This is a genomic window from Streptomyces sp. NPDC003032 (genome assembly GCF_053591415.1).
Genome location: NZ_JBSFTT010000007.1, coordinates 251265 through 273179 on the forward strand (window position 1 = coordinate 251265; position 21915 = coordinate 273179).

Consider the following 21915-nt stretch of genomic DNA (forward strand, 5'->3'; position numbering starts at 1 on the left):
ACGTCCTGTTCCTTACGTTCATCAGCCGGGCAACCCAGCGGTGAGCAGTTCAACGAAGCCGACGTCCGCCTTGGCGACGCCGAAGACCTCGGCGCGCCGCAGGGTCCGCTCGGCCCAGGCGCGGTGCGGCTTCACTTCGTTCATCTTGTTCGTGTACGAGGAGCGCAGCACCCCTCCGCCGCCCCGCTCGGGGCGCAGGATGTCCTCGGCGTCGCTGAACTCCTCGTGGCTGACGACCGAGAGGGCGTGCACCGGCGGCACGTGCGAGGGATGGATGCACGTCTTGCCGAGCAGGCCGTTGGCGCGGTCGAGCTCGATCTCGCGGAGCAGGCCGTCCATGTCGTGCTCGATGAGCGCCTGCCGCAGCTCCTCGGCCCGGCCCTCCAGGAAGGGGCTGCGGCGCAGCTGCGGCTTGAACATGCGCTCCTGGACGCGGAAGTACTCCCACACCGGCCCGGTCACGGTGAATCCCGTGCCGTCGGCCCTGCCGAGCACGTTCACCACGTCCGCGATGACGGAGGCCACGATGTGCACGTCGTAGGCGGTCATGTCCGGCGGTCTGCGCAGTCCGTACGCCGAGCAGAAGTCGGTGACTCCCAGGCGCAGCGCGAGCACCCGGTCGCGGTACTTGTCGACGGTGCGGGCGATCCCGGCGAGGGTCTCGGCGCGGCTCTCCAAGTGCAGCAGCTCGGGCGACTCCAGGACGGGCATGGCGAAGAGCCGCCGGCCGCCGGCCATGTCGGCCGCCTCGGCGACCGTGATCGCCTCCAGGAACGGAACTCCCCGCTCCTCGGTGAACTTGGGCAGTACGAATCCGGACAACAACCGAAGGCTCGGCCCGAGCCTGCGCGTCAGGTCGGGTATCTGCTCGGCGGCGCGGACCCGGACGAAGAGCAGCGGGGGTTCGACGTCCCGTCCCGCCAGGTCGGCGAAGTGCCGGATCAGGTTCTCCTCGGCGTCGGCCACCTCGGCGTCGTCGATGGAATCCTCCAGGCAGACCACCATGGACGTCACGCCGCGGCCCGCCTGCTTCAGGATGTCGTCGGCGAGGCGGGGTCGGGTGGCCGGGCTGTAGAGCGTGGCCCCCAGGGCGGACGCGAGCAGGTGGGGCGGGGAGTCCGCGGTGAAGGCACACGGCTCCCGATGGAAGAGGCGCTGTCGCACCTCTGGGGCGATGTGCCCGAAATGACGCATGAGATTCCCCTGCTATCGCCTGTTCCGTCGACATGGGCCGTTCTGATGTGGCCGGTAATAGTACGTAGAGACGGGTGCCGGGGGTTCCCTCCGGGCATGAACTTCAGGTAACCCGGCCATGTCGCACACGCTCACCACACAACCGTCGCACGCTCGCACCACCCGCAGGTCAGGCGCCTGCCGACGCGGTCGGGACCTTGAGCCCCCCGCGTTGTCCCGCCCGTGCGGGGGAAGGCAGGATGATCGCATGACGCACGCGATGTTGAAGGGGTCCAACGTCCCTCTGGAGGCCTCGGCGATCCGGGCCGTGCTGCGCTGGACCCCTGGACAGGGTGTCCCCGACGTCGACGCGTCGGCGCTGCTCCTCAGGGGCGACGGCCGGGTGCGCTCGGACGAGGACTTCGTCTTCTACAACCAGCCGCGCCACCCCGGCGGCAAGGTCTGGCGGCTCGGCAAGAAGCGGGTCGCCGAGGGTCTGACCGACACGATCCAGACAGATCTCGCCGGGATGGAGGGCGCGGTGAGCCGCGTACTCCTGACCGCGTCGGCGGAGGGCGTCGCTTTCGAGCGCGTACCGTCGCTGCGAATCCTCCTGTACGACGCGGCGGTCGCCGACGGTGAGCCGCTCGCGTACTTCGACATCACTCCGCAGACCGGTGAGGAGACGGCGCTGATCTGCGGGGAGCTCTACCGCCGCGGCGAGGGATGGAAGTTCCGGGCGCTCGGCGAGGGGTACACCAACGGCCTGGAGGGGCTCGCCTCCGACTTCGGGATCTCCGTGGACGACACGGATTCCGGCGCGCCCGAGCCCGCGCCCGCCGTGCCCCTGCCCTCGGCGGACTTCCCGCTGCCGCCCCAGCAGCCCGCGGCCCAGCCGCAGCCGTCCATGGCGCAGCCCCAGCCGTCCCTGGCGCAGCCCCAGCCCTCCCTGGCGCAGCCCCAGCCCTCCGTGGCCCAGCCGCTGCCCCAGCCCGCTCCGCAGCCGTTCCCCCAGCCCGCCTACGGCTATCCGCCCGAGCCGCCCCGGCACCCGGCGCCGCAGCCCTCGTACGGCTACCCTCCGGCGGCGCCCACGCAGCCCGCGCCGATCGGCGGGCCGCCACCGGTCGCGCAGCCCTCGTACGGCTATCCGCAGCCGGTGGCCCCGATGCCGGACCCGAACTTCCGGCTGCCTCCGCAGGGGCCGCAGTTCCTGCCCCGCTGAGAGCACGGCGGGCGCGACGGACTCGGCGGACGCGGCGGGGGCGGCGGGCGGCACGGGGTCATCCCACCTTGGTCTTGTAGCCCCGGCCCCACTGGAGCCCCCAGCCGTAGAGCCGGTCGAGCTCGGCCTGGAAGCCGTAGACGAACTTCACCTCGCGGCGCACCATCAGCTCGCCCTTGACGTTCTCGATGGAGACCACGGCGCACGAGCGGGCCTGCGGCTGGCGCTCGTCCAGGTCGATCTCGATCCTCGGCCCGTTGCTGGGGTAGAGGGTGACCTTGGCGTGCGTGCGGTCGAAGGCCGGCGTCTGGTCGTAGATGTACGCGAAGACCAGCAGCCGCTTGATGGACTCGCGGTGGTCGAGGTTGACGTAGATCGTCTCGCCGGAGGGCGAGCCGAACCGGTCGTCGCCGCTCAGCTTCACGTACGGCGGCGCGTTGAGGCTGCCGAAGAAGCTACCCAGTGGTTGTACGACGCCTTTGGTGCCGTCCATCAGCTCGTACAGGCAGCCGATGTCGAGGTCCACGTTGACCACGCCCTGGGTGTGCGCCTGCACCACGTCGGGCTGGAACATCTTGAGCGGATGCCGCAGCAGACTGCCGCTGCGCCGCTGCTTGCCGATGATGTCGGACGTACGCATCTGCCAGGAGAGGTTGACGCGCAGATTGCCGGTGGCCGCGCCCTGTTTGCTGAGCGAGACCGTCGGGTTCCGTTTGGTCAGTTCGATGGAGTTGGTCGCGGCGCTGCCCGATTCGAAGTCCATCGAACGCCCTCGCCACAGACCGTCCCAGAAGGACATGCCGCCCCCAAGTGTCCTCGTGCCACGTACGTACAGCGACGGGGCGGCCATGAGGACATCTCCTCGACGGCCGCCCCGCACAGAGCGTTCCTCACCCTGGCCGCCGTCACACTCCGGAGTACGGAATCGGACAGTTCGGCGAGGGAATCAGTCAGCGTCAGACTCCGGACGAGACCTCGGTCTTCTCACCGGGGCTGCCCTGCCCCTCGGCCGCCGCGAGCCGCTTGTTGCGCAGCACGGACGACACGAAGGACCAGCCGATCAGGATGACACCGACAGAACCGGTGATGACCTCGTGGATCTCGTACTGGATGGTGATGAGGAGGATCACGGCGAGGGCGCCGATCGCGTAGTGCGCGCCGTGCTCCAGGTAGACGTAGTCGTCGAGGGTGCCCTGGCGGACCAGGTAGACGGTGAGCGACCGGACGTACATGGCGCCGATGCCGAGGCCGAGCGCCATCAGCACGATGTCGTTGGTGACCGCGAAGGCGCCGATGACGCCGTCGAAGGAGAAGGACGCGTCCAGGACCTCCAGGTAGAGGAACATGAAGAACGCGGCCTTGCCCGCCATCACGACGGCAGGCACCTTCTTGCCGCTCTTCCTGGCCTCTTCCTCGGCCTCGTGCTCGCGCTCCTCCTCTTCCTCCAGCTTGTTCTCGAAGTAGCCGGAGAGGCCGCCCACCACGAGATAGGTGATGAGGCCGGCGATCCCTGAGATGAGGACCGTCTGCGCCTTGTCCACATGGACGCCGCCGTGCTGGTGAGCCTGGGTGGCGAAGGTCATCGCGGTGATCATGAGTACGACGAGCGCGATGCAGACCGACAGCATGTCGACCTTGCCGAGCTTGGCGAGCGGACGCTCCAGCCAGCCCAGCCACTTGATGTCACGGTCCTCGAAAATGAAGTCGAGGAAGATCATCAACAGGAACATGCCACCGAAGGCGGCGATCGACGGGTGGGCGTCGGTGACCAGCTGCTGGTACCGGTCCTTGTCGTTGAGCGCGAGCCGCACCGCCTCGATGGGGCCGGTCTTGGCACTGATGGCCACGATGACGACGGGGAAGACCAGCCGCATACCGAAGACCGCGATCAGGACACCGATGGTGAGGAAGATCTTCTGCCAGAAGGCGCTCATCTTCTTCAGGATTCCGGCGTTGACCACCGCGTTGTCGAAGGACAGCGAGATCTCGAGGATGGACAGGATCGCGACGACGCCGAACCCGGTCCACCCCCCGTAGAGCACCGCCGCGACAAGGCCGAGCGCGGTCACCGCGAACGACCAGCCGAAGGTTTTCAGAATCACTGGTTACCCAATCGTGTGTGTACGGGCTCCCGTTTAGCGGTCTCCCCCGCGCCGGTCCCCGGCTTTACGAAACGTTGACCCCGAAGTCTAGAGCGATACCTCGCAGGCCCGACGCGTACCCCTGCCCGACGGCACGGAACTTCCACTCGCCTCCGTACCGGTACACCTCACCGAAGATCATGGCGGTCTCCGTCGAGGCGTCCTCGCTCAGGTCGTAGCGTGCGAGCTCCTGTCCGTCCGCCTGGTTCACCACCCGGATGAACGCGTTGCTGACCTGGCCGAACGCCTGCCCTCGATTGTCCGCGTCATGAATCGAGACCGGAAATATGATCTTGTCGCAGTTGGCCGGCACCTTGGAGAGGTCCACCAGGAGCGACTCGTCGTCGCCGTCGCCCTCACCGGTGAGGTTGTCGCCGGTGTGTTCGACGGAGCCGTCGGGGCTCTTCAAGTTGTTGTAGAAGACGAACCACTCGTCGCCGAGGACCCTGCCCGCGTCGCAGAGCAGCGCGCTGGCGTCGAGGTCGAAGGGGGCGCCGGTGGTCGAGCGCGCGTCCCAGCCGAGGCCGACAAGGATCTGGGTGAGGTTCGGTGCGGCCTTGGAGAGGGAGACATTGCCTCCCTTGGCGAGTGTGACGCCCATGTTCGTGGTCCTCCCCGAGGTGACGGGAGCGCCCCCACGGTGGCGGGGACACGCGGTGGTGAGCAGCGGTGGTGAGCACGTCCGGCGCCGCACCTGGTGCGTGTGCGGCGCCGGACGACAAGGCGGAGGGGCTGCTCGGCTCAGACGTTGACGCCGAAGTCCTGCGCGATACCGCGCAGGCCCGACGCGTAGCCCTGGCCGACCGCGCGGAACTTCCACTCCGCGCCGTGGCGGTACAGCTCGCCGAAGACCATGGCGGTCTCCGTCGAGGCGTCCTCGGAGAGGTCGTACCGCGCGATCTCCGCGCCGCCCGCCTGGTTCACGACGCGGATGAACGCGTTGCGGACCTGGCCGAAGGACTGCTGGCGCGTCTCGGCGTCGTAGATGGAGACCGGGAACACGATCTTCTCGATGTCGGCGGGCACCGCCGCCAGGTCGACCTTGATCACCTCGTCGTCGCCCTCGCCCTCACCGGTGGTGTTGTCACCGGTGTGCTCGACGGAGCCGTCGGGGCTCTTCAGGTTGTTGAAGAACACGAAGTTCTGGTCACTGCTGACCTTGCCCTCCGCGTTCGTCAGGATCGCGCTGGCGTCGAGGTCGAAGTCCGTACCGGTGGTGGTGCGGACATCCCAGCCCAGGCCGACCAGAACCGCGGTCAGGCCAGGCGCCTCCTTGCTCAGCGATACGTTGCCGCCCTTGCTGAGGCTGACTCCCACGAGTCCTCCCAATTGGTGTCCAGGGGCGGGGAGCCCCAAGCGTTGCGTTGCCATCGGATCAACGAATGGATCCTAGTGACCGGTTCCCGGCGACCACAGGCTCTGCACCTCAAGAATCACAGGGTGTCGAGCGCCTTGACGTACTCGTTCAGGTCACGCGCGTCGGGCAGGTCGTTGACGACACTCCAGCGCACGACGCCCTCCTTGTCGATGATGAAGGTGCCGCGCACCGCGCAGCCCTTGTCCTCGTCGAAGACGCCGTACGCGCGCGAGACCTCGCCGTGCGGCCAGAAGTCGGAGATCAGCGGGTACTCCAGGCCCTCCTGCTCGGCGAAGACGCGCAGGGTGTGGATGGAGTCGTTGGAGACGGCGAGCAGCTGGGTGTCGTCGTTGACGAACTTCGGCAGCTCGTCGCGGATCGCGCACAGCTCGCCGGTGCACACGCCGGTGAACGCGAACGGGTAGAAGAGCAGCACCACGTTCTTCTCGCCGCTGAAGTCGGAGAGCTTCACGGACCGGCCGTGGTTGTCCTTGAGCTCGAACTCCGGGGCCTTGGTGCCGGTCGCGATTCCAACGAGCGCCATGAGTACGCATCCCTTCGACGGGGCCCCTCGGGTGGGGCCGTTCGGGTGACACCCACCCTACGTGCGCCGATCTACGCCTTCTGGGGCACGTGCGCGGGGCTTCCCCACCCACAGCGGGGCTTCCCCACCCACACGCTCGCAGCACACGCTCCCGGCACACACGTGAGGCCCTCGCCGACGGATGGTCGTCGGTGAGGGCCTCACGGCTGTCTCTGCTGGGATCGCGGCTCGGCGCGCGCGTGGCTACCGCTTCTTGGCGGCCGCCTTGGGCGTGACCAGGCGGGTACCGCTCCAGTCCTTGCCGGCGTTCATGCTCTTGGTCTGGGAAAGACCCGCGGTGGTGGCCGCCTCGCCGATATCGCTCGGCTCGACGTAGCCGTCACGACCGGTCTTCGGAGTGAGCAGCAGAATCTGGCCGCCCTCCTCCATGTACGCGATGGCATCCACCAGCGCATCAGTCAGGTCCCCGTCGTCCTCACGGAACCAGAGCACCACGGCATCAGCCACGTCGTCGTACTCTTCGTCGACGAGCTCAGTGCCAGTGGCCTCCTCAATGGCCTCACGGAGCTCCTGGTCGACGTCGTCGTCGTAGCCGATCTCCTGGACCACCTGGTCGGGCTGGAAACCAAGCCTTACGGCAAGGTTCGTCTCCGCGTGGTCCGCGGTCGCGCTCACGGATTGCCTCCTGATCATGTTTTTCGGGAATGCCTTCAGCCACGCGCGTGCGCGGGGCGTTGGCCGTAGTCCACACGGGCGGGACGGATCGCGCAAGTACCCGGCCGCCGAGACCGCCGAAACGGTGACGTTCCCCGCCGTGTCGCCGCAACTGCCACCTCATCCGTACGGGACCGAACGGCTCTGCGAAGCGGCTAGGCAGGATGGGCGTATCGTTGCGATTTGGTCGAGCCTACCCCAGGGACGCCGGGGGAACGCCTCAGTTACCCATCGGTAGAGATGATGTTCGCGTCGGTAGAGATGACGTTTACGTCCGTCGGGTACACGATGGGGAACGGTGCACGGCCAGGCAGAACCCAGGCGAAAGCCCCAACAGCGAAGGAACAGCGTGGCTTCCGGATCCGATCGCAACCCGATCATCATTGGCGGCCTGCCGAGTCAGGTCCCGGACTTCGATCCCGAAGAGACCCAGGAGTGGCTTGACTCCCTCGATGCCGCGGTCGACGCACGCGGCCGCGAGCGGGCCCGCTACCTGATGCTCCGGCTGATCGAGCGCGCACGTGAGAAGCGCGTGGCCGTTCCAGAGATGCGCAGCACGGACTACGTCAACACGATCGCCACCAAGGACGAGCCGTTCTTCCCCGGCAACGAGGAAATCGAACGCAAGGTCCTGAACGCGACCCGCTGGAACGCCGCGGTCATGGTCTCGCGCGCCCAGCGCCCCGGCATCGGCGTCGGCGGCCACATCGCCACCTTCGCCTCCTCCGCCTCGCTCTACGACGTGGGCTTCAACCACTTCTTCCGCGGCAAGGACGAGGGCGACGGCGGCGACCAGATCTTCTTCCAGGGCCACGCCTCCCCCGGTATCTACGCCCGCGCCTTCCTCCTGGACCGGCTCTCCGAGCAGCAGCTCGACGCGTTCCGCCAGGAGAAGTCCAAGGCGCCCAACGGCCTCTCCTCCTATCCGCACCCCCGGCTGATGCCGGACTTCTGGGAGTTCCCGACGGTCTCCATGGGCCTCGGCCCGCTCGGCGCGATCTTCCAGGCCCGGATGAACCGCTACATGGAGGCGCGCGGCATCGCCGACACCTCCAAGTCGCACGTCTGGGCCTATCTCGGCGACGGCGAGATGGACGAGCCCGAGTCGCTCGGCCAGCTCTCCATCGCCGCCCGCGAGGGCCTGGACAACCTCACCTTCGTCGTCAACTGCAACCTCCAGCGCCTCGACGGCCCCGTGCGCGGCAACGGAAAGATCATCCAGGAGCTGGAGTCGCAGTTCCGCGGCGCCGGCTGGAACGTCATCAAGCTGGTCTGGGACCGCAGCTGGGACCCGCTGCTCGCCCAGGACCGGGACGGCATCCTGGTCAACAAGCTGAACACCACGCCCGACGGCCAGTTCCAGACGTACGCCACCGAGACCGGCGCCTACATCCGCGACCACTTCTTCGGCGACGACCACCGACTGCGCGCCATGGTCGAGAACATGACCGACGAGCAGATCCTGCACCTGGGCCGCGGCGGTCACGACCACAAGAAGGTCTACGCGGCATACGCGGCGGCCAAGTCCCACAAGGGCCAGCCGACCGTGATCCTCGCCCAGACGGTCAAGGGCTGGACCCTCGGCCCGAACTTCGAGGGCCGCAACGCCACACACCAGATGAAGAAGCTGACGGTCGACGACCTCAAGGGCTTCCGCGACCGCCTGCACATCCCGATCACGGACAAGCAGCTGGAGGGCGGCGCCCCGCCGTACTACCACCCGGGCCGCGACTCCGAAGAGATCCAGTACATGCACGACCGCCGCAAGGGCCTGGGCGGCTACGTCCCTACCCGCGTCGTGCGCTCGAAGCCGCTGCCGCTCCCCGAGGACAAGACGTACGCGGCCGCGAAGAAGGGCTCGGGCCAGCAGTCGATCGCCACCACCATGGCGTTCGTCCGCATCCTGAAGGACCTCATGCGGGACAAGGAGATCGGCAAGCGCTTCGTGCTGATCGCCCCCGACGAGTACCGCACCTTCGGCATGGACGCGTTCTTCCCGAGCGCGAAGATCTACAACCCGCTCGGCCAGCAGTACGAAGCCGTGGACCGCGAGCTGCTCCTCGCCTACAAGGAGTCGCCCACGGGCCAGATGCTGCACGACGGCATCTCGGAGGCCGGCTGCACCGCCTCCCTGATCGCCGCGGGCTCGGCCTACGCCACCCACGGCGAACCGCTCATCCCCGTGTACGTCTTCTACTCGATGTTCGGTTTCCAGCGCACCGGCGACCAGTTCTGGCAGATGGCCGACCAGCTGGCGCGCGGTTTCGTCCTCGGCGCGACCGCCGGCCGCACGACGCTGACCGGCGAGGGCCTGCAGCACGCCGACGGCCACTCGCAGCTGCTCGCCTCGACCAACCCTGGCTGCGTCGCCTACGACCCCGCCTTCGGCTACGAGATCGCGCACATCGTCAAGGACGGCCTGCGCCGGATGTACGGCCCTGACAGTGAGGACGTCTTCTACTACCTCACCGTCTACAACGAGCCGATCCAGCACCCGGCCGAGCCGGCGGACGTGGACGTCGACGGCATCCTCAAGGGCATCTACCGCTTCAAGACCGGTGACCAGGGCGCCATCCCGGCCCAGATCCTCGCGTCCGGCGTCGCGGTGCCGTGGGCGGTCGAGGCCCAGCAGATCCTCGCCTCGGAGTGGAACGTCAAGGCGGACGTCTGGTCGGCGACCTCCTGGAACGAGCTGCGCCGCGAGGCCGTGGACGTGGAGCGCCACAACCTCCTGCACCCCGAGGAGGAGCAGCGCGTCCCGTACGTGACGCGGAAGCTGTCCGGCGCCCAGGGCCCGTTCGTGGCCGTCTCCGACTGGATGCGGAGCGTCCCCGACCAGATCTCCCGCTGGGTGCCCGGCACCTACCAGTCGCTCGGTGCGGACGGCTTCGGCTTCGCCGACACGCGTGGCGCGGCCCGCCGCTACTTCCACATCGACGCCCAGTCGATCGTGGTGGGCGTGCTGACCGAACTGGCCCGCGAGGGGAAGGTCGACCGCTCCGTCCTGAAGCAGGCGATCGACCGCTACCAGCTTCTCGACGTCACGGCCGCCGACCCCGGCGCGGCCGGGGGCGACGCGTAACCCGGACATCCAGCACACGTCTCACCCGGAGGGCGGCGGACCGAGGTCCCGTCGCCCTCTCGTCGCCCTCTCGTCGCCCTCTGGCGTTTCCTCCGTGCGTCCCGGGGTCTTGCGGTGCGCCTCGGGGTTCCTGTGGTCCGTCCCGGGGGTCTTGCGGTGCATCCCGGGGTTCCTGTGGTCCGTCCCGGGGTTCCTGTGGTCCGTCCCGGGGTTCCTACGATGCCTCCATGAAGGAACAACCGGCACAGATCCGTTGGGAGCGGCGCACCCAACGCCCGCTCCTCGTGCTCGCGGTGGCGTTCGCCGTCGCCTACGCCGTACCGATCGTCATGCTCGACGCCGACCGGGCCGTGACGAAGACCTGCACGGTCGTGGAGTGGATCGTCTGGGGTTCGTTCGCGTTCGACTACCTCGTGCGTCTCCTCCTCACCGATCACCGCGGGCGGTTCGTCCGCACTCACTGGCTCGACCTGTGCGCCGTGATCCTTCCGATGCTTCAGCCGCTGCGGTTGCTGCGGCTCGTCTCCACGCTGATGCTCGTCGGCCGGCGGGCCCGCATGGCGTCGCAGATAAGGCTGACGACGTATGTCGTGGGCTCGGTGGTCGGCCTGCTGATGTTCGGTTCGCTGGCGGTGCTCTCCGTGGAGCGGGAGTCGCCGAACGGGAACATCAAGTCGCTCGGTGATGCGGTGTGGTGGTCCTTCACCACGATGACGACGGTCGGGTACGGGGATCACGCCCCGACGACGGGCCTTGGCAGGGTGCTCGCGGTCGGGTTGATGTTGTCGGGCATCGCGCTGCTCGGTGTCGTCACAGCGAACATCGCGACGTGGTTCATCGCGCGCTTCGAGAAGGACGATGTGGAGGAGCGGCGCCAGACAGCGGCGATCGAGGCGTTGACGGCCGAGGTGAAGGCGCTGCGGGCGCAGGTGACAGCTCTGTCGAGTTCGGGTTCGGGGTCAGGTTCGGGGTCAGGTTCGGCGTTGACGGGCGCGGCGCCTCGCCCCCTGACTGATCCCGAGTCGGCGGGCGCGGTGCCTCGCCCCATGCCCGCCGAGGCCGCCGCCAAGGGGGCGGAGGCACTCGGCGAGACGGGGAAGTCCTGAGCGGGGGCGGGTCGCGGGTCGCCGGGTCGCCCCTGGGCTCAGAACATGCCGTTCATCGTGGTCGCCGCGGTTATCCATATGAGCGCGAGGACGGTGTCGATCACGCCCAGGACGAGGGCGACCAGGGCCGGTGCCGGGCGGGCACCGGTCCAGCTGCGGCCCAGGCCGAGCCAGCCGCAGACGATCGCTATGGGGCCGAGAATGATCCCCAGCACAAAGAAGCCGGCGATCGCACAGATGGCTCCCACTATCCCGAGCGTCGCGCGGTCCGGCCCGCTCCGCGACCACGTACGGCCGCGTGAGCGGGGGTGCTTGCGCGTGGTGTGTCCGAAGCCCGCCATCATCACTCCTTGAGTCAGCCGGTTCGGGCTCGGATCCGCGAGTACCCCCATTCAGCTCTCCCAGACCTTGAAGGCCCGGACGCGGTAAGGGGATTGGGGCGCCCAGGTGCCGCTGCCCGGGTAGGTGTTGAATTCGCCGGTCTCGGCGCACTCCGCGGATTGATACACGGTGACGGGCCGGCCGGTGCGGTTGGCGATGGCCTGCGCGCTGCCCCCCTCCGGCAGCGCGATACAGCTCTCGATGTCGATGTCGGCCAGTTCGTATGTGTATCGGGCGCCTTTGAACTGTGCCTTCTCCCAGAGGCACAGCTCGCCGGGGCCGCATCCGCCGAGCGTCGGCGGGGCCGCGGCCGCGGCGTGCGTGGCAGAGAGGATCACCGCGGCGAGTGCGGCGGCGGTGATGGTCGTGGGCATGGTCGTACGCATGGCTCAACCCCCGTGTCATATGGCTCAGTTGTCCGCGTCGTGCGGATCTGCTGCCTGAACTGTGGACCGGCCGACCGTGCCATCGGAAGGGGTACGAATGTGCGTCACCCGGATAGGGGAAAGCCCCCCAAGATGTCCCTGAGGGGCTTTCCCTGACTTTCAACGAATTTCGTCGAATTTCTTCGTCACGCGCCTGCTCCCGCAGCTGCGCGGCGCGCCCAAGTCGCTGCATGGCGCACCCATGTCGCTGCGCGGCGCACCCCAGGCCCTAGATTTGACCCATGATGTCCTAGATGTGGCCCACACTCGCGCCGGCTTCGGCGTTGGCACCGCGCTTGGCCAGGAACGCGACGAACACAGCGACGACCGCGACGCCGGTCGCGACCAGGCAGGCCACGCCCATGCCCGACATGAACGTGTCGTGTGCGACCGCGGTGATCTGGTCGGCGACCGGCGACGGCGCCTTCGGCGGGACCGGCGCGATGCCGACCTGAACGGCCTCAGCGGCCTTGTCGAGCTCGGTGGGGCTGAGCGGCGGAAGCTTCGCGTCGGCCCAGTTGCCGGCCAGGTCGCTGTCGACCTTCGAGGCCATGACGGCGCCGAGGACCGCCGTGCCGAGACTGCCGCCGATCTGCATCGCGGCCTGTTGGAGGCCACCGGCCACACCGGAGAGCTCCATCGGGGCGTTGCCGACGATGACTTCGGTCGCGCCGACCATCACCGGGGCGAGACCGAGGCCGAGGAGCGCGAACCAGAGTGACATCAGGCCGCTGCCGGTGCCCGCGTCCAGCGTGGACATGCCGTACATCGCGGCGGCGGTGAGCAGCATGCCGCCGGCCAGCGGAACGCGCGGGCCGGTCTTGGTGATCATGGCTCCGGCCAGCGGCGAGCCGATGATCATCATTCCGGTGAGCGGCAGTAGATGCATTCCGCTGTCGACGGGGCTCAGCCCGTGCACGTTCTGCAGGTAGAACGTGACGAAGAAGAGTCCGCCCATGAAGGCGATGGCCATGAGCACCATGAGGACCACACCGGCGGACAGCGGCACTGAACGGAACAGGGCCAGCGGGATGAGCGGTTCCTTGACCTTGGACTCCCACACGGCGAAGACCGCGAAGCTCAGCACGGACGCGCCGATGAATGTCCAGGTCATGCCGTCGCCCCAGCCCCATTCCGGAGCCTTGATGATCGCCCAGACCAGGCAGAACGTCGCCGCCGACAGCAGGGCGATGCCGAGTATGTCGAACGACTTGGGGGCGTTCTCGGCGCGGTGGTCCTTGAGGATGACCAGGCCGAGCACGACGGCGAGGACGCCGACCGGCACGTTGATGAAGAAGACGGACTGCCAGCTGACGTGCTGGACGAGCAGGCCACCGAGGATCGGGCCGCCCGCCGTGGAGGCGCCGATCACCATGCCCCAGATGCCGAGGGCCATGTTGAGCTTCGCGGCCGGGAACGAGGCGCGGAGCAGGCCGAGCGCGGCAGGCATCAGCAGAGCGCCGAACAGTCCCTGGAGGACACGGAAGGCGACTACCAGCGGGATGGTGTCCGACAGCCCGATGGCTCCCGAGGCGGCGGCGAAGCCGACCACGCCGATGAGGAACGTCTGTCGATGGCCGAAGCGGTCACCCAGCTTGCCCGCGGTGATCAGCGAGACGGCGAGCGCCAGGAAGTAGCCGTTGGTGATCCACTGCACCTCCGCGAAGGTGGCGCCGAGATCCTTCTGGATGGCGGGGTTGGCGATCGCCACGATGGTGCCGTCCAGGGCGACCATCATCACGCCGATCGCGACAGAGAAGAGCGTCAGCCAGGGGTGGCCGCGGAGCCCCTTGGCCCGTGCCGGAGCGGGCACGGGCTCCGGCGCCTTGTCCGCCTTGTCGACGGTGGTCCGACTAGTCATGCGTCCAGGCTAATGACAGTCGCTGACAGTTGACAAACCAATTCACAAGTCGGTAACTGTCACATAGCTCCCGATATGCTGAGCTGGGCGAACAGTCAGAGAGGGGACCGTGGCGTGAAGACCGGGCAGCGAGCGACAGACCCCGCGGAGACCCGGGCAGAGGCCACCGGAGCCCCCGAGGGCACCTCCCCCGGACCCGCCGGACCCGCCGGACCCGCCGGACCGGGGTTGCGGGAGCGGCCCGGTTTGCAGGAGCGGCCGGGTCTGCAGGAGCGGCCGGGTCTGCGAGAGCGCAAGAAGCAGCGCACCCGGGACGCGCTCCTGCGTGTGGCGCTCGAACTCTTCACGACCAAGGGGTTCGAGGAGACGACCGTCGACGAGATCGCCGAGGCCGTCGACGTGTCCCAGCGCACGTTCTTCCGGTACTTCGCCAACAAGGAAGAGGCCGCCTTCGCCGTCCAGGGGATGGTGGACGCGCGGTTCGTCGAGGCCCTGCGCGAGCGCCCCGCCCGCGAAGCGCCGCTCGTGGCGCTGCGCGGGGCCACCCTGGGCGCCTGGGAGGCCATGGGTCAGTCCATCAAGGAGGTCGTGCCGGTCGAGCTCCACATGAGCACGTACCAAATGATCGAATCGACGCCTTCCCTACTCGCCGCCCACCTGCGCCGCTCCATGGAGACCGAGGACGAGATCGCCCGGGTGATCGCCGAACGCGAGGGGCTCGACGTCGACACCGATCCGCGCCCGCGCGTGGCCGTGGCGGCGTTCAGCGGCGTGATGCGGGTCTCGGGCCGGCTGTGGGGCGCAGGTGAGGACGCCAGCGTGGAGTCGATCCGCGAGCTCACCGAGCAGTATCTCGACCACTTGGGGCCTGCGCTGGCACAGGACTGGCGCACGCACTAGCCGCCCCGGTGGCGGAGAACCGCCCAATTGACGGAGCGTGACGGAGCGCTTGAGATGCGCCCGCTTTGCCACAATCACCCCTACGGAAACGTGATCTGCATCACGCGATGCACGGTATGCATCGGGGTTCTCCTAGGCTGTTCCGCAGTGACTTCCTTCGACTCATCCCCCCAACTCAACGCCTGGCGCGCTCTGCTTGCGCTGGCCGTCGTCTTCGTCATGCTGGCGACCACGGGCTGGACCGCCGTGCGCAACAACAGAGGTGACTCGTCGCCTCTCGAAGCCGCGCTCTCCGCATGGGAGCGAGGGAACATCGACGGGCACGCGCTGCCCGACCCCGACGCTCCCGCCGCCCGACTCACCCAGTTCTTCGCCTCGCTCGACAAGCAGCAGCGCAACCGGCTCGCCGGCCGCTATCCCCTCGCGGTCGGCAACATGAACGGCGCGCCTTCCGAGCTGCGTTATCGCGCGAACCGCATCGCCCTGGGCCAGGCCCGCAAGGTGGAGCGGGAGCGCATGCACGACAAACGCCTCTCCCCCTTGGGACAGCAGGAGGCCGAGCGCAGAATGAAGCGGTTCGGAGTCATGATGCGCCCCGGACGCCAGGTCCTCGCCTTTGACCCCATGGGCTCCGGACGCATGGCGGAGGTCTTCGGGAACCTCGACAAGGCCCGCCGTGTCTCCGTCGTGGTGCCCGGTGTCGACACGAACGTGCTGACCTTCGAGCGGACGTTCCGCAAGTACTCGGCGCCGGTGGGCATGGCGAAAGCGCTCTACCGCGAGGAGCGCTCCGTGAGCCCACGCGCGCGTACCGCCGTGATCGCCTGGGCCGACTACACCGCGCCCGTGGGCATCGGCGTGGACGCGGCCACGGCCATGCGCGCCGAGAGCGGGGCCGTACGCCTCGACTCCATGGTGCGGGGGCTCCCCGGGCGCTCGCCTGTCGCGCTGTACTGCCACAGCTACGGCTCCGTGGTGTGCGGTGTGGCCGCGCGGACCCTGCCCTCTCGGGTCGCCGACATCACGGTCGCGGGCAGCCCCGGCATGCGCGCCGACAGGGCATCGCAGTTGGGTACGGAGGCCCGGATCTGGGCCGCCCGGGACAGCGACGACTGGATTCAGGATGTGCCGTACATGGAGGTCGGCGGGCTCGGCCATGGCGCCGACCCGGTGTCCGGCGGTTTCGGTGCGCGGGTGCTGTCCGCGGCGGACGCCAAGGGACACACCGGCTATTTCGAACCGGGCACGGAGAGTCTGCGCAATTTCGCCCAGATCGGCACTGGCTCGTACCACGGGGTGCGCTGCGCGAGTGGAGACGACGCCTGCCGGGAGGGCTTTTCCGGCGCGGCAGCGGCCTGACGCGCGTAGAAATCGACGAAACAGCGGCCCGCCGCAGGAGGGACGGAGGCGCGCGTGCCGCCTACGATGAGCCGCATGGGTGACGTATTGGCCGGATTTCATGCCGCCTGGGAGTTCGAGTCCGACTCCGTGCTCATCCGCTTCGAACGGGGAATCCGCACGCCGAAGCTCTACCAAGCGCTCGGTGAACGGCGTATCCCGCACGAGGCGATCGCAGCGGTGACTCTCTCCCCGGGGAAACGCGGGACCGTCGTTCTGCATGCCGTGCCGAGACCTGGCGCCGATCCTCTGATGGAGGTGGCGGCCGGCCAGCTCAAGGACGGCTGCGACCCGTACCGCTTGGTGCTGCCCGCCGAGCGGGAGGTGCTCGCCGAGTACTACGCGGACGAGCTGCGGGCGCAGATCGCGGCGGACGACGACGGGCCTTGTGATCGTTATCTGGTGGCCGCGCCCGAGGCGCCGCTGCAGTTCAAGGCGTACGACGGGAAGGCGTCCTTCGACGGCAAGCTGGTGTCCTTCCGGTGGTTCTGGACGGGCGCCTCGTCGGCGAAGTGGAAGGCCGGTGACCAGAGCTTTCCCGTCACGGACCTGAGCGGCATCGAGTGGCGCTCCCCGGAGGTCTTCGAGGGGCATCTGCGGCTGCTGCGCCGTGAGACTCCCGTGGCCCAGCCCGCGCAGGCCGATCAGGACCCGGCGGCCGTCGTCTTCGGGCTCGGCTACGGCCCGGTCCACGAGTCTCTGCCGTTCGCCGCGTCGGTCCTCGCCGCGGTGCGGACCTCCGGCCCGGCCCTGACGTCCGAGGGTGTCGGCGCCACGTCCACGTCGGCCGTCCGGCGCGATCCGGCGGACATCGCGGATCGCATCCGGCACTTGGGCGAGCTGCATCAGGCGGGTCTGCTGACGGACGAAGAGTTCACGACGAAGAAGGCCGAGCTACTGGCGGAGCTGTGATCCGAGCCGTCCCTGGTGCTACCCGTGGGACGACGGTGATACCTGGGTATGGGGTGCGGGGCGGCTCCCCGGTATGACGGCGCGAGGGGGACTTCATGCCTACGCTGATCAGGCCATGAGCAGCACGACGACACCTCCCGACCAAGGGCCCCGCCGCCCTGCCGCCGAGCCGGGGCGGCGCGGGGCCGGCCTCCGGCGTGCGACCGCGGCGGTCGTCGACGGCCTGCGGACAGCGGGGGCCTCGCTCTCGACGCCCGCCGGCTCGACCGAGCCGCTGCTGGCGGGCGCTCCCAAACGCTGGGTGCGTGCGCTGCCCCATGTGATCGCGCTGGGCTTCGTCGTCGTCCTCGTCCCGGTCACCGTCCAGGTACTGACGCATGACTATGGGGTGGGCGGCGGACTGGCGGGCGCCCTGGCCGTCGCCCAGTCCGCTCCGCTGTTCCTCGCGGTCACCCGGCCGCTTCCCGCGTGGTGGATCGTGATCGTCGCGGACGTCATCGGCGCGATCGCCACGATGGCCGCGGATTCCAGCCGTCCCGCCCCCTGGACCCCCATGATCATCGTGGGGTACCTGGTCCTCTGCTGTGCGCTGTCCCTGCGGGAGAGTCGCCGCACACTCCTCGGTGTCTGGCTGGTCACCGTGGTCACCGGACTGGTGCTCGGGGCGTTCCGCGGCGACGGAAGCCAGGACACCGGCGTCCTGCTGACCGTGCTGAGCGGGGCCGTGCTGCTGCTCGGTGCCCTGTTGCGTGAGCGCGGTGAGGCCCGGCGCAGGCTCGTCGAGCAGGAGACCATCAGCGAGGCCGAGCGCTCCCAGCGCACGCTTCTTGAGGAACGCGCCCGCATCGCCCGCGAGTTGCACGATGTCGTCGCCCACCACATGTCGGTGATCACGGTCCAGGCGGACTCGGCGCCCTACCGACTCGACGGCCTTCCTGACGCGGCGCGCGAGGAGTTCGGGAGCATAGCGGCGAGCGCCCGTGAATCACTCACCGAGATGCGGCGGCTGCTCGCGGTGCTGCGTAGCGAGGGGGTGAACGGCGAGCGGGCGCCCCAGCCCGGCCTCGACCGGCTGCCGCACCTGGTCGAGGCCACGATACGAGCCGGCATACCGATCGATCTGTCGCGCCCCGAGCTGGCGATCCTCACACAACTGGCGCAGGTGACGCCGGCCGTGGACCTGTCCGCGTACCGCATCGTCCAGGAGGCCCTGTCGAACGTGATGCGCCACGCGCCGGGTGCGCAGACCAGGATCACGCTCAGCCTGGACGACGAGAATCTTCTGATCCTCGTGGTCAACGGCCCTTCCAAGGAGTCCGTCTCCCCGCTGGAGGGCAGCGGCACGGGGCACGGTCTCGTCGGCATGCGCGAGCGCGTACGGTTGGTCGGCGGCACGGTAGACGTCGGGCCGCTGCCCGACGGCGGCTTCCGCGTGGCCGCCCGGCTTCCCCTCCTCCCGAAGGACTCCGGCACCGCATGACCATCCGCGTGATCATCGTCGACGACCAGGCCATGGTGCGGGCGGGGTTCGCCGCCCTGCTGGCGGCACAGAGCGACATCGACGTCGTGGGCGAGGCACCGGACGGCAAGAAGGGTGTCGAGGTCAGCCGCAGCACTCATCCCGATGTCGTCCTGATGGACGTCCGCATGCCGGAGATGGACGGACTCGCCGCGGCCCGCGCTCTGTTGAACCCGCCACCGGGTGTGGTGCACCTGCCGAAGGTGCTGATGCTCACCACGTTCGACGTGGACGACTACGTGTACGAGGCGCTGCGCGCAGGGGCTTCCGGCTTCCTGCTCAAGGACGCGCCACCCGCCGATCTGATCTCAGCCGTACGCGTGGTGGCGTCCGGCGAGGCGCTGCTCGCCCCCTCGGTGACCCGCCGTCTCATCGCGGACTTCGCGAAGCAGCGCCCCGCGCCGCGCAAGGACCAGGCGCTTCAGCTCAACGGCCTGACGCCGCGTGAGACCGAGGTATTGGTGCTGATCGCCCGCGGCCTGTCCAACCAGGAGATCGCCGAGCGACTGGTGCTCGCCGAGCAGACGGTGAAGACCCACATCGGCCGCGTACTCAGCAAGTTGGGGCTGCGGGACCGCGCCCAAGCCGTGATCTTCGCCTATGAGGCGGGCCTGGTCACACCCGGCGAGCAGTAGTCCACCCCCTACCTCGGTATCACCACCGCATACCCCGGTATCACCTGAGAGTTGGCTCCGCGGTGTGACGTGCCGCCACCCTCCGTCTCCCTACCTTCACTTCGTCAGGCCACAGCGCGCCACGAAGCGGGGAGGGAGACCGGCCATGCGGCTTCGGTCATGGAAAGCACGGAGCAAGAGGGCGCTGGTCGCCGCCGCGCTCACGACGACGGTCGTGGCCGGCACGGCGGGCTGGACGGTCGGCAATGAACAGCAGCCGCTCACGGGCCCGCCGCCAGGCACGAGCTCGTGGCGCGCGGACCATGCCCTCGGCATGCGGCTGCCGGACCCCGAAGCGGCTTCACCCGCCCGTATAGCCACGTTCTTCGACTCGCTGAGCGTTGCCCAGCGCCAAGAGCTGGTAACTCGACATCCCTCGGTCGTCGGTAATCTCGACGGAGCGCCCATAGCGCTTCGGTACGAGGCCAACTCACGCAGCTTGAGGGCCGAGCGGGCCCGCGAGCGGGCCCGGTCGACCGACCCCGATCTCACCGTGCAGGACCGTGAGCACGCCAGAGCCCTGACCGTCCGCTACGACGAACTGCTCACCCACGGTCGGCAGATACTGGCATTCGACCCGCGAGGGCGCGGCCAAATCGCCGAAGTGTACGGGGATTTGGAGCGGGCGGAGCACGTCTCCATCGTCGTACCAGGCTCTGACATCGACCTGAACAGCTTCGACCGCGCCAAGGACAAGTACGGCACACCGGCCGGGATGGGCCGCTCCCTGCGCGCGGCGGCGGACGCCCGCACCGCCGTAGTGGCCTGGGTGGGGTACACCACGCCGGTCGGCCTCGGCCCCGACGCCGCCACAGGACGCCTCGCCGAGGCGGGTGCGCCGCGCCTCGCGCGCTTCACACAGGGCCTGACGGCGTCCGGTGCCCCGCGGCCCTCCGTGTTCTGCCACAGCTACGGCTCGGTGGTGTGCGGCCTGGCCGCTCCCCGGCTCCCCGCGGCCGACCTGGTGGTCCTCGGCTCCCCCGGTATGCGGGCGGACAGCGTGGCCGACCTGCATACCGCCGCCCGCGTCTGGGCCGCCCGGGACGACAGCGACTGGATCGGCAAGGTGCCGAACGTCGAGCTGTTCGGCCTCGGCCACGGCGAGGACCCGACCGCCCCGGGCTTCGGCGCGCGGCGCGTCCCCGCCGAGCGAGCCGAGGGCCACACCGGCTACTTCGCCCCCGGCACCGACTCCCTGCGGGCCTTCGCCCGCATCGCCGACGGAGGCGACTCCACCGTCACCACCCGAACCATCGGAGCGCGGACATGAGCCTTCCGACCCTGAGCGGACTGCACCGGGCGGCGTCCGTCATAGACGCCAGGACTCCGCTCCGCCGCGACCGCGCCATAGACGGCCTGCGTGCCCTCGCTCTGCTCGCCGTGCCGACCGGGCACTGGCTGCTGGGCGGCTTCACCCTCGACTCCGGGGGCGCGTTGCACAACGCGAGCCCGCTAACCTCGTTCGGCTTCTTCGCACCGCTCAGCTGGGTGCTGCAGATGCTGGGCATCTTCTTCCTCGTGGGCGGCTATGCCTCCACGCTGTCGTACCGCCGGGCAGTGGCGCGCGGCGAGTCGACAAGTGACTGGCTGCGCGGGCGCCTCGCTCGGCTCGGGCGACCAGTCCTCGGCGTGACGGCGGTCTGGGCCGCGCTGATCCCGATGCTGTACGCGCTGGGTGTGCCGGGCACGACGCTGCGCACCGCGTCCACACTGGTCATCCAACCCCTGTGGTTCGTGGGCGTCTACACAGTGATCACGGCGCTCACCCCCTGGTGCATACGCGCGGCGGAGCGGTTGGGGGCGTGGGCCGCGGTGCCGTTGCTCGGGTCGGTCGCCGTCGTGGACTTCCTGCGCTACGGCCCGTTCGGGGACGCCATGCCCTCCTGGCTGTCCTTGCTGAATCTGCTGCCGGGCTGGATGTTCGCCTACCAACTGGGCGTTTCCTGGGGCGAGAAGCGGCTGGGAAAACGCGGTGCCTGGCTGCTGCTCGTCGGCGGCGCCGCTCTCTTCACCGCCCTGCTCCTCCTCTTCCACTACCCGGCGTCGATGGTCGGCGTCCCCGGCGAGGCCCGTACGAACTCGCATCCGCCGTCGCTGCTGGTCCTCGCCCTGGCCGCCGCGCAGAGCGGCGCGGCGATCCTGTTGCGGGACCGCATCGGCCGACTGCTGCGCAGGCCCGCTCTGTGGGCGCCGGTCGTCGTGGTCAACCTGTCGGCGATGACGATCCTGTGCTGGCACCAGACGGCGCTGCTCGTCGCGGCCGTGCCCGGCTCGTTCCTCGGCGCGGTGCCGGGGCTGACCACGGACCCCGACACGCTGGGCTGGATAGCGGCGCGGGTCGTCTGGCTCCCGGTTCTCGCGGCGCTGCTGGTGCTGATAGGCCGGTACGCCCGTGGCTTCGAGGCCCCGTGGAAGCGCGCGAGCCACGCACGGCGAGCGCTCGCCGGACTGCTGGCGGCGGGTTTCGCGGTCTTCGCCCTGGGCCTCGCGTGAGGGGCCGGGG

Annotated in this window: 20 protein-coding genes; 10 read left to right on the top strand and 10 right to left on the bottom strand. The window is 69.1% G+C overall.

The features are described from left to right. Nucleotides 1-21: 21 nt before the first annotated feature. Nucleotides 22-1194 (bottom strand): HpcH/HpaI aldolase/citrate lyase family protein, encoded by a 1173-nt coding sequence (locus ACWDZ7_RS12950; RefSeq protein ID WP_451796721.1) that lies wholly within the window; start codon nucleotides 1192-1194, stop codon nucleotides 22-24. A gap of 247 nt (nucleotides 1195-1441) precedes the next feature. On the opposite strand from ACWDZ7_RS12950, the gene ACWDZ7_RS12955 reads away from it, so the two are divergent. Next, the gene (locus ACWDZ7_RS12955; RefSeq protein ID WP_451796722.1) at nucleotides 1442-2398 is read left to right on the top strand and encodes a TerD family protein; all 957 of its coding nucleotides are present in this window, start codon (nucleotides 1442-1444) and stop codon (nucleotides 2396-2398) included. 58 nt (nucleotides 2399-2456) lie between these two features. On the opposite strand, the gene ACWDZ7_RS12960 is transcribed toward ACWDZ7_RS12955, so the two are convergent. From ACWDZ7_RS12960 to ACWDZ7_RS12985, 6 genes are all read right to left on the bottom strand, one after another. Further along, the gene (locus tag ACWDZ7_RS12960) at nucleotides 2457-3197 is read right to left on the bottom strand and encodes a TerD family protein (RefSeq protein WP_451796793.1); all 741 of its coding nucleotides are present in this window, start codon (nucleotides 3195-3197) and stop codon (nucleotides 2457-2459) included. A gap of 157 nt (nucleotides 3198-3354) precedes the next feature. Next, nucleotides 3355-4500 (bottom strand): DUF475 domain-containing protein, encoded by a 1146-nt coding sequence (locus ACWDZ7_RS12965; RefSeq protein ID WP_451512954.1) that lies wholly within the window; start codon nucleotides 4498-4500, stop codon nucleotides 3355-3357. 64 nt (nucleotides 4501-4564) lie between these two features. Then, nucleotides 4565-5140 (bottom strand): TerD family protein, encoded by a 576-nt coding sequence (locus tag ACWDZ7_RS12970; protein ID WP_223774402.1) that lies wholly within the window; start codon nucleotides 5138-5140, stop codon nucleotides 4565-4567. Between the two features lie 140 nt (nucleotides 5141-5280). After that, nucleotides 5281-5856 (bottom strand): TerD family protein, encoded by a 576-nt coding sequence (locus tag ACWDZ7_RS12975; protein ID WP_451512956.1) that lies wholly within the window; start codon nucleotides 5854-5856, stop codon nucleotides 5281-5283. Between the two features lie 116 nt (nucleotides 5857-5972). Further along, complete coding sequence (locus tag ACWDZ7_RS12980) at nucleotides 5973-6440, bottom strand: peroxiredoxin (protein WP_451796723.1); 468 nt, start codon at nucleotides 6438-6440, stop codon at nucleotides 5973-5975. Nucleotides 6441-6683: 243 nt separating this feature from the next. Continuing rightward, complete coding sequence (locus ACWDZ7_RS12985) at nucleotides 6684-7115, bottom strand: DUF3052 domain-containing protein (RefSeq protein ID WP_451512958.1); 432 nt, start codon at nucleotides 7113-7115, stop codon at nucleotides 6684-6686. 388 nt (nucleotides 7116-7503) lie between these two features. On the opposite strand from ACWDZ7_RS12985, the gene aceE reads away from it, so the two are divergent. Further along, on the top strand, nucleotides 7504-10236 hold the full coding sequence (gene aceE / locus ACWDZ7_RS12990) for a pyruvate dehydrogenase (acetyl-transferring), homodimeric type (protein ID WP_451796724.1): 2733 nt from the start codon (nucleotides 7504-7506) through the stop codon (nucleotides 10234-10236). A gap of 227 nt (nucleotides 10237-10463) precedes the next feature. Further along, nucleotides 10464-11342, top strand: coding sequence for a potassium channel family protein (locus ACWDZ7_RS12995; RefSeq protein WP_451796725.1), 879 nt, complete (start codon nucleotides 10464-10466; stop codon nucleotides 11340-11342). A gap of 38 nt (nucleotides 11343-11380) precedes the next feature. Here ACWDZ7_RS12995 and ACWDZ7_RS13000 read toward each other — a convergent pair whose 3' ends face one another. The 3 genes from ACWDZ7_RS13000 to ACWDZ7_RS13010 form a co-directional block, all read right to left on the bottom strand. After that, entirely contained in the window at nucleotides 11381-11686 is a 306-nt protein-coding gene (locus ACWDZ7_RS13000) for a small hydrophobic protein (RefSeq protein WP_451796794.1), read from the bottom strand. Between the two features lie 48 nt (nucleotides 11687-11734). Continuing rightward, nucleotides 11735-12109 (bottom strand): peptidase inhibitor family I36 protein, encoded by a 375-nt coding sequence (locus ACWDZ7_RS13005; protein WP_451796726.1) that lies wholly within the window; start codon nucleotides 12107-12109, stop codon nucleotides 11735-11737. 289 nt (nucleotides 12110-12398) lie between these two features. Further along, entirely contained in the window at nucleotides 12399-14009 is a 1611-nt protein-coding gene (locus tag ACWDZ7_RS13010) for an MFS transporter (RefSeq protein WP_451796727.1), read from the bottom strand. A 246-nt stretch (nucleotides 14010-14255) separates the two neighbouring features. Between ACWDZ7_RS13010 and ACWDZ7_RS13015 the strand changes: the two genes are divergently transcribed. From ACWDZ7_RS13015 to ACWDZ7_RS13045, 7 genes are all read left to right on the top strand, one after another. Next, a complete protein-coding gene (locus tag ACWDZ7_RS13015) occupies nucleotides 14256-14909 on the top strand; it encodes a TetR family transcriptional regulator (protein WP_451796795.1) in 654 nt (217 codons plus the stop codon). Nucleotides 14910-15056: 147 nt separating this feature from the next. Beyond that, complete coding sequence (locus tag ACWDZ7_RS13020) at nucleotides 15057-16268, top strand: alpha/beta hydrolase (RefSeq protein WP_451796728.1); 1212 nt, start codon at nucleotides 15057-15059, stop codon at nucleotides 16266-16268. Between the two features lie 75 nt (nucleotides 16269-16343). Beyond that, nucleotides 16344-17219 (top strand): DUF4429 domain-containing protein, encoded by an 876-nt coding sequence (locus ACWDZ7_RS13025; RefSeq protein WP_451796729.1) that lies wholly within the window; start codon nucleotides 16344-16346, stop codon nucleotides 17217-17219. Between the two features lie 115 nt (nucleotides 17220-17334). Further along, on the top strand, nucleotides 17335-18699 hold the full coding sequence (locus ACWDZ7_RS13030; RefSeq protein ID WP_451796730.1) for a sensor histidine kinase: 1365 nt from the start codon (nucleotides 17335-17337) through the stop codon (nucleotides 18697-18699). Next, a complete protein-coding gene (locus tag ACWDZ7_RS13035) occupies nucleotides 18696-19373 on the top strand; it encodes a response regulator (protein ID WP_451796731.1) in 678 nt (225 codons plus the stop codon). The genes ACWDZ7_RS13030 and ACWDZ7_RS13035 overlap by 4 nt, the downstream gene beginning before the upstream one ends. Before the next feature lie 145 nt (nucleotides 19374-19518). Beyond that, the gene (locus ACWDZ7_RS13040; RefSeq protein ID WP_451796732.1) at nucleotides 19519-20682 is read left to right on the top strand and encodes an alpha/beta hydrolase; all 1164 of its coding nucleotides are present in this window, start codon (nucleotides 19519-19521) and stop codon (nucleotides 20680-20682) included. Continuing rightward, nucleotides 20679-21905 carry an acyltransferase family protein gene (locus ACWDZ7_RS13045; RefSeq protein ID WP_451796733.1) on the top strand — a complete coding sequence of 409 codons (1227 nt, stop codon included), beginning with the start codon at nucleotides 20679-20681 and terminating at the stop codon, nucleotides 21903-21905. Before ACWDZ7_RS13040 ends, ACWDZ7_RS13045 begins: the two co-directional genes overlap by 4 nt. Nucleotides 21906-21915: the final 10 nt, after the last annotated feature.

Bases quoted from the DNA above. Each gene is read 5' to 3' on its own strand.
- ACWDZ7_RS12955 (WP_451796722.1), top strand. From the start codon at position 1,442: ATGACGCACGCGATGTTGAAGGGGTCCAACGTCCCTCTGGAGGCCTCG.
- ACWDZ7_RS12970 (WP_223774402.1), bottom strand. From the start codon at position 5,140: ATGGGCGTCACACTCGCCAAGGGAGGCAATGTCTCCCTCTCCAAGGCC.
- ACWDZ7_RS13000 (WP_451796794.1), bottom strand. From the start codon at position 11,686: ATGATGGCGGGCTTCGGACACACCACGCGCAAGCACCCCCGCTCACGC.
- ACWDZ7_RS13035 (WP_451796731.1), top strand. From the start codon at position 18,696: ATGACCATCCGCGTGATCATCGTCGACGACCAGGCCATGGTGCGGGCG.
- ACWDZ7_RS13005 (WP_451796726.1), bottom strand. From the start codon at position 12,109: ATGCGTACGACCATGCCCACGACCATCACCGCCGCCGCACTCGCCGCG.
- ACWDZ7_RS13030 (WP_451796730.1), top strand. From the start codon at position 17,335: ATGAGCAGCACGACGACACCTCCCGACCAAGGGCCCCGCCGCCCTGCC.
- ACWDZ7_RS12995 (WP_451796725.1), top strand. From the start codon at position 10,464: ATGAAGGAACAACCGGCACAGATCCGTTGGGAGCGGCGCACCCAACGC.
- ACWDZ7_RS12960 (WP_451796793.1), bottom strand. From the start codon at position 3,197: ATGTCCTTCTGGGACGGTCTGTGGCGAGGGCGTTCGATGGACTTCGAA.
- ACWDZ7_RS13025 (WP_451796729.1), top strand. From the start codon at position 16,344: ATGGGTGACGTATTGGCCGGATTTCATGCCGCCTGGGAGTTCGAGTCC.
- ACWDZ7_RS13040 (WP_451796732.1), top strand. From the start codon at position 19,519: ATGCGGCTTCGGTCATGGAAAGCACGGAGCAAGAGGGCGCTGGTCGCC.
- ACWDZ7_RS12950 (WP_451796721.1), bottom strand. From the start codon at position 1,194: ATGCGTCATTTCGGGCACATCGCCCCAGAGGTGCGACAGCGCCTCTTC.
- ACWDZ7_RS12980 (WP_451796723.1), bottom strand. From the start codon at position 6,440: ATGGCGCTCGTTGGAATCGCGACCGGCACCAAGGCCCCGGAGTTCGAG.
- ACWDZ7_RS13010 (WP_451796727.1), bottom strand. From the start codon at position 14,009: ATGACTAGTCGGACCACCGTCGACAAGGCGGACAAGGCGCCGGAGCCC.
- ACWDZ7_RS13045 (WP_451796733.1), top strand. From the start codon at position 20,679: ATGAGCCTTCCGACCCTGAGCGGACTGCACCGGGCGGCGTCCGTCATA.